This is a genomic window from SAR324 cluster bacterium (assembly GCA_029245725.1).
Taxonomy (GTDB): Bacteria; SAR324; SAR324; order SAR324; family NAC60-12; genus JCVI-SCAAA005.
The window spans coordinates 1-10,541 of record JAQWOT010000098.1 but is presented as its reverse complement, the minus strand read 5'-3'; the positions used below and the strand labels follow the sequence as shown (position 1 = coordinate 10,541).

Genomic DNA, 10,541 nt, shown 5'->3' with positions numbered 1-10,541 from the left:
CTCTTTCAGTGACTTCAGCCAATTACTACCCACCTGGGACAATCTGACCTTTCGTTTTGACAACCTGAGCCAGAATACTGAACAGGGTCACACTCTCTGGGTCCAGGACCGGGCTGGAAACATTGGCTGGGGCTATCCTTTTAAAATTCGCTTTGACAACGTAACTCCGGACACCAGCAAGACCACTGTTGAACTGGACAACCTCAGTCGCTCCTTCAACGGCTTGAGTCTTAAGCTCAACACGACCGACAACGACACTCAGTTCTTTCTGGCACAACTTGATAACAGCAGCACCCCCAATGCCTACAGCAGTGGCTGGGTCCAAGCTCAGCCAAACCTGCTCTACTCCCTGCCCCTTGATGACACCAGCGCCAGTCAGCAGCATACGCTCAGCCTCTGGCTCAGAGACAAGGCTGGAAACATTGACAACCTGACTTCCACCAGAACCGTTTACCGCGCCTGGCTCTATGATGGACAAACCAGAGTTGATAATCAGAGCAACCCAACCGTCAATGCCTATGCTGGTCTCAAAATCAAGTATCCTCTGGTCTTGCCCAGTAGCTATCCGCTGGGCAATCTCCAACTCCAAAAGGCCAGTGACAACCTAAGTGTCAGCGGGCAGTGGAATCTCGACAATGACAGCCTTATCTTCTGGTCCACAGGGCCTCTGCTAAGAGAAACAAACTACCAACTCAAGATCAAAGGCTTTGTTCATCCTCAGGACAACCTGACACTCTATCCTTCTCAGATCTTTCACTTCAAAACTGATAACCAGACTCTCAACCTAAGCAATGGACTCGTTGCCTATTATCCATTTGATAATGATACTCTCGATTATTCGGGGAATGGACTGCATGGCTCTCAAGTAGGCAATGTTCAATTCAGCACAAATCGCTTCAATAAATTGGATTCTGCTTATTACTTTGACGGAAATTCTTACATAAGAATCCCAGACAACAATTCTTTAGATTTTTGGCCAAATCTGGATTTCACTATTCATTTTTGGATAAAGACTAATAACTGCAGTTCCATTAAAGGTAGAGATGCAGATTTAATAAGCAAATGGGACAGTAGAGCTAATCCTAGCAATTATCCTTATTCTATTAGATGTAGCCAAGATGGTTCTTTAAGATTGATAAAATATGCTAAACCTGTTGTTCAATCTGTTAAGTCTGTACAGTTAGTAAATGACAATATTTATCATTCTGTCAGCTTTGTTAACCGTAGCAATTCCATAAAAATTTTTATTGATGGTCAATTAGATAATAGTGCCAACTTTTCTCTAGAACCGAATATTCAGAATAACAGTGATTTTTTTATTGGAAGGAGAAGTACTTCTTTGAATAGTAATAAGTTTAATTTCACAGGAATTCTCGATGATATCTTCATCTATAATCGATCCTTAAGCCTTGTAGAAATCAAGGCCCTAAAAAATGTTCGTGAACTCATCCCACCGATGTTTGGCAGTGTTACAGTAAACAACGGCAGTGACAATACCTCTTCAGACACACTGACTTTGACTCTACATGCTTATGATGCCTCTTCAATTGTTGCTTACCAGATTACAGATAATGGTAGTTTTGAAGGTCCACCATGGAGATCAGACAATTTGACGCCCTCAGATAATGTCAGCTTCAACACTAATTTTACTCTAGGAAGTTCAAATTATGGAGAGCGGCAGATCCAAGTGCGCTTTAAAGACCAAGCTGGCAATATTTCTCAGCCTTTCTCAGACAACATTACTCGCCTCGACACAACTCCTCCGCAACCACTGAGCTTCTCCTTGCTTGGTACTGCAGGTAACGATAACTTCACCAATTTAGATAAAGTCAGCTTCATCGACAATGCGACAGATGATGCTACCCCAGTCAACATTTACTTGTCTGAGAACAGTACCAACCCCCTAGATAACACCTCTGGTTGGCAGGCTTATGACACCTCAGGAACTTTTCAACTTAGTTCAGGCCAAGGAGAGAAGCAGATTTTCATCTGGTTTAAAGATGCAGCACAAAACATTTCTGGCTACCTGACGGATAACATCACCTTTGATAATGTCTCCCCAACGGCAAATTTCATGCTGATCAACAATGGAGCTGACAACACCACCTCCTCCACGGTCACACTGACTTTTAACAACGTCACCGGGACCAGTCACTACTTTGCCACTGACAATATTTCAGCAACCACACCTTCTGCTACTGCTGCTGGGTGGCGTGCTTATCCAGTAAATAATACGGACAACTTCACACTGACCGGCACCGGTAATCGTGAAATAAGAGCTTGGTTCAAAGATGAGGCAGGGAATATCTTTGGTCCTAAGTTGGACAACATTACGTTATCACATGGTATCAGCTATCAGACATGGTCTTGCAGTGATCCCTGGCCGTGTACTACGTCACCCTCTGAAATACTGACCTCAGGCAAAATAACTGGGGATATCAACTATAATTGGGGGCAGAGCTATATCCTTGATACCAGAAAAAAAGACTATATTGCTATAAAGCTAACAGGGAATTTCATTATGCCAGGTACTGCAGGCGCAGAGTATTCTGTAAAATTCCGGAATAGGGATGATGATAGTTCGAGAACTATAATCGATGGCACCACTATCATAGAAGATTGGTCTGGATTACATGGGCCAGCAAACCGAGATAATAGTACAAAGCTGGTAGGTGGCCAAACTTACAGGTACGAGAGATACTGGAGTGAAAAAGGCGGTGGAGCCGTTTTGCAGCAATTTTGGTGGATTGTCGGCATTCACAATAACTACGTGTATATGAAGGGTGAGGATTTTTTTCGTGAATAGCCTTGTATCAAAATAAATTGATTATTTGTAATGCTTTGACATCCCACCCAGCTAATCCAATTATACCTCTTTTCAAAATCTAAACACATTGTATTTACTATATGTGTGATAGGTGTTGCATGAAACTATTCGACCTTGCTAATCTCTATGCGCAGCTTCCTCAATTGATCTCAGGCATTCGCCTTAGTGTCAAAAAAGAATCAGCTCAGGATTCTGCAACAAAGTTGTGTGTGATTGATAGCGATCCTATATTGGCACTTGAAAAGACAAGGTCTCTGCTCGAGATTAACAAACTCCAAGGCCACACTGCAGAATCAGCACTGACTTATACAACATGGCCTCGTTGATTAATGGCATGAGAGCCTTCCTTTCTGGGTGAGTTAAGGTTCCCTCACCATTCCTTTTGCCGTCTGTAAATTCTCCAACTTAGACTCGTCCATGGAAACTTCCCTCTTTGAATTCGCCTATATAGATCCGCCCATCGGAATAAGCGAAAGTATCCAACCCATTAGGTGGCCTGTCGATTGAGTTCTTCAAATGCTTCTCAGAAACATTAAAATTGACAGACATAAACCTCTCCTGATTGAGTAATTGGATGTGTTGGTAGATTGCAGATAAGTCTCAACAATTTGGGGAGGAGGACTGTGGGGAAAAAAGCTGCGTTGAATCAAGAGATTTATTGATCTCTAATTGAGTAATCTGACTAGGGAGTATCCGATGAAAATTGATGGAAGCTGCCACTGCGGCAAAATCACCCTGACTGCTGAAGTAGATCCAGCAACAGCAATGACCTGTCATTGTGTAGATTGTCAGATACTAGCAGGCGGGCCCTGTAGAACAGGGATCCCCTCCGCAGCTGAGAACGTCACTGTAGAGGGAGAACCCAACGAATACATTAAGATGGCAGAAAGTGGAAGAAAACGTGTGCAAGGTTTTTGTGGTGTCTGTGGGACAAGCCTCTACGCAGCTGATGAAAACAAAACGAGATTCATCATTCGGATGGGATTTCTCAATCAGCGTGAACAATTGACTCCTACCAAACACATCTATCAGGATTCTTCTGCAAGCTGGCTCAAGGGCATCGAACAGCAACAATGGTTTGCAAGAATGCCCTGAGGAGACAGCATTTCTAGCTATTAGGGTACAGTCCTGAGTTGCTGCTGAATCAGACTTTCTGTTTTATCAGCAGCTGCCAGTAAATCAGCATCCGCTATATCAATGTAGCGCTGAGTTGTGGCCAAGTCTTTGTGAGTAGCTAATTTCATCAGGATCGGTGCAGGGGTTCCGGCCACAGCGTGCATTGTCAGAAAATGATGTCGCAGGCCATGAAGCATTCGAAATCCCTCTGGCAAGCCTGCCTTTGATCGAATCTCTCTATGCAACCGCCAGATCACAGACCTAGATTTACCCCATGGTTTTCCTGTCTTTGTGAAGAAAACAAGATTTCTCTCCCTTGCCTCATCAGATCGCTGGTCTTTCAGTGAATACTGATTCATTAAGATTTCAGCTGCACTTTTACTCAGCGGAATTCGTTCATCCCTTCCTGATTTAGCGTCCTTGAGTAAAACTACTCGGTGTTCAAAGTCAATGTCTTGCCAACACAGTTTGAATATCTCTCCCCTACGAACACCGGTGTGTAGGCTGAACAAATAGATGTTTCTCAGCTGAGGAGGTTGTTGATCAAGAGCATCAAGAAATCTTTTCAACTCCTCCTTCGTTAAGCGCTCTGTAACCTGGTTATTGAGTTCAGAGGCTTTGGGAACAGGTATCTGATATTCCAAGGCAGGAGAAAGGTTTGCTTGAACTGCAAATCTGATAAGTGTTCGATAAAAGCCTAAGAGCCAAGAGACTGTGGCCATTTTTCCACCTGACTTCAAAATCGAATGTCGGATGCGTAAGAGATCCAACTCTACAATTTCAGAGGGTGTTTTTGACCAGTGAATGGAAAAGTGCTTTTGAAATCTCTGCCTAGATTCTGTTTCAGTTTTAGGTGGTTCGCCTCTCTCTGCAATTTTGCGTTTGAAGTAGAGATCCACTAGCTCACCAATGGAAACTGCTTTCTGTATGAGTTTTGGGGTTGGGATTATCCAGTCTGGAGGGGAAACAGCTTTTCTAGCATCAGCCATTAAATCGATTCTGAAGTCTTTGACTTTGGCAAGAGTCCAGCCCTCTGACTTCTTACCAATCCTGCGACAAAGTTGCTTTTCACCTTCGCGGTAGAAGGCATAGTAAGTAATATCGCCCTTGCTATTATTCTTGAAATAAACTCCTGGAAAGCGGGTCTTTTCAAACTTGCTAGACATAGTTACCTCTAATATCAAAAGGCAGCAGAGGGCCCAATTTGGTATAACAAACGGTATAACAAACTAAGTAATTTCTGCTGAATTTTTGAATTAGGAGGTTTTTCTAAAGAATGTAGTGACTACAGAGAAAGCTACTGAATTTACTTTCTTTTTCGCTGAAGTGGTGGAACTGGTAGACACGCTGTCTTGAGGGGGCAGTGGGCTTTCGCTCGTGGGGGTTCGAGTCCCCCCTTCAACACCAATCAACTAAAATCACACAAGAAATCAATAATTTAGTTATTGATTCACCCCTTTTGTACTCGCCCGTATAACGCTCCTTATAACTAGCCTCCAAGATTTTCAACGCACATTTATAAACTAAAAACTGAAGCTAGCAGTCAAGTCCTTCTTGTCTGATTCTCAATTATTAGATCTGCCATCACCTTCTTGGGATGAGATGGAAAAGATGGTGATGGCTTTATAAATTACATATTATATAAAACATAATATCTAGTTTAAGAAGACGAAAGCTAGATGCTGTAGTGTGTGGTAACTGATCCCAGTTGAGGCATCGTGGGCAGTGGAACTGCGCTATTGATTGACCACTACTGTCAGGTATGAAAAAACCTGTTGACACTGTTGTTACGTTTCATACCTGCACAAAGCAGGTAGTGCTCAGAGTTGGCTTGACCCCAACTGGATTCAGATTCTCGGTGGTTGTGAATTACAGTGGTGCAACTGAAAGCAGTCTCTCCAGCGCGACCAAGGAGATCGACAAGACAACGACACTGACCACCCAAAGAAAACACGTTCGATCTTCATGGAAAGTTTCCATATCACCTCCTGCTGATTGTTGATTCACCAAATTGACTGAACCCACAATTGCAGTATATCAATAGCGAGTAAGATCTCGGAGGACAGCGGGGGGAGAAGAAAAAGGGTTGGCAAGTAGTTGGTGGGCTATACCATCGCAGAAATCAACTCATGGATTCCAGCATAGAGAGAGAAAATGACTAGAGCAGAAGAGTTTGAAAAAGCGTGGAGGCTTGGGTACCTAAAAAAGATTACTCTTCAATCAAAACTATGCTTCATCCTGATTATCGATGCTTTGATTACAGAATGGGAATGGAGATAGATTTTGAAGCAGAAAAATCTTTGATGGAAACCATATCTCCTTTTTTGACTCTTGGACCATGGAAGCTTTTATACGAAAACGATGAAGTCTATGTTATCACGGTGTTTTCCAAATATTATGAATCACAACCAAGATACATAGCTACAATGGCTACAGCAAAACTCATAGGTAGTAAGATATACCGACATGAAATTGTCAGAGAAGTTCTGGACTACGATCCTGCAGAAACTCAGGACTGGAACTGGGGAGACTTTGATTGAACAAGACGGGGGGCTCGCTCACCCCCTCAAGATTCTGCTGAAGGTCACTCTGTGGGCTTGGTGCTGATTTTCAATTTGCCATCTAATTTCCAAAGAGCATGTTGAGCTTCTGGACCTGTACCAGAAGGAATCTCAACTTTCATATCTTCAAAGTGATAAGTGATTTCAGCTTTCTTTTCTGTTAGTGCCTCGTAAAGCCCGATTGCTAGTTCAGGCCAGGTACTAGTGTGTGCTGACATAAGCCACTCCGGTTGGGTGATTTCTTTAATTACTTTTACCATGTTTCTGAATCATGTTCCACAAAAGTGCCACTGGTCTTATTGAACCACTGGCGACTCACGTTACTCTGAGTAGAGACTAGCTCTGTGGAAGAATCACTGAATCAATGACATGAATGACACCATTATCAGCTTCTATGTCAGCTGTAGTCACATTAGCTCCGTCGACACTCACCTTGCCGTATGAAAGCTTGATAGAGACCTGTTGCCCATTGAAGGTTTTGATCATCTGACTTGGATTAATATCCTTCGACATTACTTTGCCAGGAATGACGTGATAGGTGAGGATTGAGATCAGTTTGTCTTTGTTCTCAGGCTTCAGGAGACTTTCAACGGTACCGTCAGGCAGTTTGGCAAACGCTTCATTTGTTGGTGCAAAGACTGTAAACGGCCCTTTGCCAGCTAAAGTTTCTACCAATCCTGCGGCTTTCACCGCTGCTACCAAAGTTTTGAAGGCATCGTTCCCTGCTGCTGTTTCGACCAGGTTTTTCATATGGCCACCAGCCATAGCGATTCCAGTGCTTGCGATTAATGCGAAAAGTACCAACAAGATCTTTTTCATGGATGTGATCCTTTAGAATGATTATTAAAATTAAATGTCTGAACACGACATCGGAAGAGAGATTTAACCTCCGAAAATTGTGCCACTAAGATTATAAGTTCAAATAACTGATATAAATTAATATTTTATAATTTTTGACCGACATTACTCTTTACAAAAGAAGAGATCTTTTACTTTTTTCTTTAATGTGATTGCTTTATCTTTAAATCGCTTTAAAAACGATATCCGCTGAAACAAATGAAAACTTTTATTCTGAGATCCCACACTTAGTTTTCCTGGATGTTTACTCTGTTGGAATACTCTACCCTGCATTTCCCATCCACTGATACAGCTTGGTAGTTCGTTCAACCAGGACAACAAACTCAGCAACTATGGCCTGCATTGCAAATACACTTTGGTGTCGTGCCTCCTCCCATCTTGCCTGACTGCAACATCCTTCAATCAGATCGGCCATCCACTGAATAACGAAACCAGATTCAGTTGCCTCTGATCACGCCAATTTGTAAGTCAGCTATCTGATGTGCTAATTACAATGAGCATTAGTAGATTTTACTCTGCAGATCATGCAACCAGCTATTTTCATTTCAGCAGATATGGAGTTCAGCTATGGGATACAGGCCAGTTAGGACAAGGAAGGGAACTCCAATGCCTGCTGCTCCTTGAAACCTTCCAAGTAGCTATGATGCTCTGGAACTACAGATCAGGTGAGTGGATGAATTCATTGAATCTCAGGACTTCCAACGCCCAGAGATTAGTCTAGAAGTGATTCTTCACTGGATTAGGCACCTTGGTTGGTTCGACATCGATGTGACCTACCCCAACTGGGGTAGTTATGATCCACCACAATGGTTGGATGGTGCTGAGAATCTTGCAAAGACTCCATTCTGGAAGAACCCACCAGAAGCATTTGCAGCAATCCTTGCAAATGGTGATCTTCCCAGCAATCAGCGTATGCTGAGAGGCTACAGTATTTGCAGAGTTGTGGGGTATATAGGAGTAGTGCTCTGGGAAGCACCGCTAGGTCTTGCCTGCCCTGTGGAACCTTGTTGGAGCCAAAGCAAGGAAGCAGCTTAGAATTTCGTTCCTGTAGGCACAATGAGACGCAAACACAATTGCCTGCTACTACCAATTAGCTTGGCACCTCACCAAAACCATACTCACAGTAGCCCACTTCAAGGTGATTTCGGTAGGACTCTGAAGGATTCCCCGGTCCTAGCTTATTGGGGTTGGCCACGTAAGCTTGGTAATATTCAATAACATGATTAGTATCTCGGGCAACAAAAGGAATGACCATCCTGAGATAGTGATCAGGTGTTCCTTCAAATTCATCCAATTGTTCGAGCTGGGACTGATCTAGCCAACTTGCAACAGCAGGTGTTCGAAATTCAGGCTGGTATTGGATATTTGCGAATGTTTCTCTGCTGCTAGGGGTTGATTGTTTATTGAACACCAATCGAAAGTTTGGTATCCATCCCACTCTGCTTTCTCCAACCTTTCCCACTCTGGATTCCAATCGATGCTGATTCAGATTTGAACCGAAAGCAATGAGCCAACTACCCTCCTCATCTTGTTCGCCTAGATAACGCCGATAGCATCCATGCTGTACTGGACGCTCAGTTCTTGTGACGTCATCACCTTGATTCTTGGCAAATCTTGCTTCTAAATTCTCTCTGTTCAGAAGTAGATGTGTACTATCCCGGTTATAAAAATAGGCCTCTACGTCTAAAGATTTTCCATCCGTGAGTCGCTGGATTTGAACGTTCTTTCTGATGTAAAGACAATCTTTAGGATCCCTCTCAACATCGTAGTCCTCAATCTGATCAAGTTCTTTCAACATGGTGGGTGGGACTGAAATCCACTCCCCAATCACAAAACCATCTTCTTCAACAATACCTGGAAAATATCCCAAGTGATACAACTGGGCTCTTTCCAGAATTACAGGGCCATGACGGAGACAGCCAGAAATCTGATTTTGTAGCCGACAATTTGGAAGCAGGGTCCCGTATACAAAGAGATCCGTCCATGCTGATATTTCTTTGCTCATTGTCCTCCTAAGTGCTTTGTAAATTGTCATTGACGCTGGTCTAGTCTCAATGTATTTCGCCTCACTTTTTTGATTTGATCAATTGCCTCTTCTACGCCCCATCCTATCCATTCCCCAGCACTACTACTGATACGCAGATCTGTAGAATACAGACCTGACAGGAACAATCTTTCGAGATGCAGACCTGGATGGAGCTGATCTGAGTTTTAGCAAGATGTGCAACATTGTGATGCCTGATGGACAGAAAATCTGCAAAGACTGTTGAACTAATGAAGCACGCACTGATCCCATTCCTCCTATTGTTACTGTTGCTGGCAAAATCCGCAGCAGCCAAATCTAAATGTCCAGCCTTTGAACACAAGGCCTGGAAGCATTGGGTGGATGAAGATAGGGATTGACAGAATTCAAGGCATGAGGTGCTGATCAAGGAGTCTCAGACTCCAGTAAGTTTCAAGACTGCCAAGAATTGTAGGGTGGTCTTTGGAAATTGGCTTGGAGTCTATTCTGGTAAGGTGTTCACGGATGCCAGCCAACTCGACATCGATCATCTGGTGCCACTCAAAGAAGCACATGAATCAGGTGGCCATGCCTGGGATGTTTACAGGAAGCGAGACTACGCCAATGACCTTAGTGATCCGAATACCCTGATTGCAGTAGATCGAGGCCTCAACAGACAGCAAGGTGCATCGGATCCAGCAGAGTGGTTGCCACCAAATGAGGCATATCAAGAAGAGTATGCGAGAGCTTGGATTGCCATGAAATTACGGTGGGGTTTGACAGCGGATGCCAAGGAGATTGCAACTCTCAGAGGTGTTCTTGGAGCTGATGCAGAGATGCCAATCGTGGCTGAAGAATGCAGCGGGGCAATCAATCCATTTAGTGCGAAGTTACCAGTCACTCAAGTGAATTGTTCAGCCAAGAAGTACTGCAAGGATATGAGCATCTGCGATGAAGCGAAGACCTACCTCATCCAATGTGGAATGAAGAATCTGGATCAGGATGGGGATGGAGTGCCGTGTGAGGTGTTGTGTAATTGAGCTACGGCCACCGATGAATTGCTGCCAATCTAGCCAGTTTTCAGTAATCAACCAATATACCTAGAAAACGATGTATTTACGTGATGACGAGGGCAAGATCATTGATGTAGAGTACGGTTTGGAGCAGATTGAGGGAA

The 10,541-nt window shown here is 43.5% G+C and carries 11 protein-coding genes and 1 tRNA gene; 7 read left to right on the top strand and 5 right to left on the bottom strand.

Annotated elements, in window-relative coordinates; all coding sequences use genetic code 11:
• Together P8O70_04525 and P8O70_04520 are read left to right on the top strand one after the other, a co-directional pair.
• On the top strand, positions 1 to 2,806 hold a 2,806-nt coding region (locus P8O70_04525; GenBank protein ID MDG2196146.1), incomplete at its 5' end, for a LamG domain-containing protein.
• Between the two features lie 119 nt (positions 2,807 to 2,925).
• Entirely contained in the window at positions 2,926 to 3,153 is a 228-nt protein-coding gene (locus P8O70_04520) for a hypothetical protein (protein ID MDG2196145.1), read from the top strand.
• Between the two features lie 79 nt (positions 3,154 to 3,232).
• On the opposite strand, the gene P8O70_04515 is transcribed toward P8O70_04520, so the two are convergent.
• Positions 3,233 to 3,376 (bottom strand): hypothetical protein, encoded by a 144-nt coding sequence (locus P8O70_04515; GenBank protein MDG2196144.1) that lies wholly within the window; start codon positions 3,374 to 3,376, stop codon positions 3,233 to 3,235.
• 147 nt (positions 3,377 to 3,523) lie between these two features.
• On the opposite strand from P8O70_04515, the gene P8O70_04510 reads away from it, so the two are divergent.
• The gene (locus P8O70_04510) at positions 3,524 to 3,922 is read left to right on the top strand and encodes a GFA family protein (GenBank protein ID MDG2196143.1); all 399 of its coding nucleotides are present in this window, start codon (positions 3,524 to 3,526) and stop codon (positions 3,920 to 3,922) included.
• 20 nt (positions 3,923 to 3,942) lie between these two features.
• On the opposite strand, the gene P8O70_04505 is transcribed toward P8O70_04510, so the two are convergent.
• Positions 3,943 to 5,109 carry a site-specific integrase gene (locus tag P8O70_04505; protein ID MDG2196142.1) on the bottom strand — a complete coding sequence of 389 codons (1,167 nt, stop codon included), beginning with the start codon at positions 5,107 to 5,109 and terminating at the stop codon, positions 3,943 to 3,945.
• 154 nt (positions 5,110 to 5,263) lie between these two features.
• Between P8O70_04505 and P8O70_04500 the strand changes: the two genes are divergently transcribed.
• Both P8O70_04500 and P8O70_04495 read left to right on the top strand, forming a co-directional pair.
• Positions 5,264 to 5,350, top strand: a tRNA-Leu gene (locus tag P8O70_04500).
• A 776-nt stretch (positions 5,351 to 6,126) separates the two neighbouring features.
• Complete coding sequence (locus P8O70_04495; GenBank protein MDG2196141.1) at positions 6,127 to 6,483, top strand: hypothetical protein; 357 nt, start codon at positions 6,127 to 6,129, stop codon at positions 6,481 to 6,483.
• 44 nt (positions 6,484 to 6,527) lie between these two features.
• On the opposite strand, the gene P8O70_04490 is transcribed toward P8O70_04495, so the two are convergent.
• Together P8O70_04490 and P8O70_04485 are read right to left on the bottom strand one after the other, a co-directional pair.
• Positions 6,528 to 6,722 carry a hypothetical protein gene (locus tag P8O70_04490; protein ID MDG2196140.1) on the bottom strand — a complete coding sequence of 65 codons (195 nt, stop codon included), beginning with the start codon at positions 6,720 to 6,722 and terminating at the stop codon, positions 6,528 to 6,530.
• Positions 6,723 to 6,840: 118 nt separating this feature from the next.
• On the bottom strand, positions 6,841 to 7,269 hold the full coding sequence (locus P8O70_04485; protein MDG2196139.1) for a fasciclin domain-containing protein: 429 nt from the start codon (positions 7,267 to 7,269) through the stop codon (positions 6,841 to 6,843).
• Between the two features lie 762 nt (positions 7,270 to 8,031).
• Here P8O70_04485 and P8O70_04480 point away from each other — a divergent pair.
• The gene (locus tag P8O70_04480; protein ID MDG2196138.1) at positions 8,032 to 8,397 is read left to right on the top strand and encodes a hypothetical protein; all 366 of its coding nucleotides are present in this window, start codon (positions 8,032 to 8,034) and stop codon (positions 8,395 to 8,397) included.
• Between the two features lie 55 nt (positions 8,398 to 8,452).
• Here the strand turns inward: P8O70_04480 and P8O70_04475 are convergent, their stop codons facing one another.
• Positions 8,453 to 9,367 carry a gamma-glutamylcyclotransferase gene (locus P8O70_04475; protein ID MDG2196137.1) on the bottom strand — a complete coding sequence of 305 codons (915 nt, stop codon included), beginning with the start codon at positions 9,365 to 9,367 and terminating at the stop codon, positions 8,453 to 8,455.
• Between the two features lie 416 nt (positions 9,368 to 9,783).
• Here P8O70_04475 and P8O70_04470 point away from each other — a divergent pair, with 416 nt between their 5' ends.
• The gene (locus P8O70_04470) at positions 9,784 to 10,404 is read left to right on the top strand and encodes an excalibur calcium-binding domain-containing protein (protein ID MDG2196136.1); all 621 of its coding nucleotides are present in this window, start codon (positions 9,784 to 9,786) and stop codon (positions 10,402 to 10,404) included.
• Positions 10,405 to 10,541: the final 137 nt, after the last annotated feature.

What these genes read in the sequence shown, in the direction of transcription:
- P8O70_04485 (MDG2196139.1), bottom strand. Translation starts at nt 7,269, where the DNA reads ATGGCTGGTGGCCATATGAAAAACCTGGTCGAAACAGCAGCAGGGAAC.
- P8O70_04515 (MDG2196144.1), bottom strand. Translation starts at nt 3,376, where the DNA reads ATGTCTGTCAATTTTAATGTTTCTGAGAAGCATTTGAAGAACTCAATC.
- P8O70_04520 (MDG2196145.1), top strand. Translation starts at nt 2,926, where the DNA reads ATGAAACTATTCGACCTTGCTAATCTCTATGCGCAGCTTCCTCAATTG.
- P8O70_04505 (MDG2196142.1), bottom strand. Translation starts at nt 5,109, where the DNA reads ATGTCTAGCAAGTTTGAAAAGACCCGCTTTCCAGGAGTTTATTTCAAG.
- P8O70_04490 (MDG2196140.1), bottom strand. Translation starts at nt 6,722, where the DNA reads ATGTCAGCACACACTAGTACCTGGCCTGAACTAGCAATCGGGCTTTAC.
- P8O70_04510 (MDG2196143.1), top strand. Translation starts at nt 3,524, where the DNA reads ATGAAAATTGATGGAAGCTGCCACTGCGGCAAAATCACCCTGACTGCT.
- P8O70_04475 (MDG2196137.1), bottom strand. Translation starts at nt 9,367, where the DNA reads ATGAGCAAAGAAATATCAGCATGGACGGATCTCTTTGTATACGGGACC.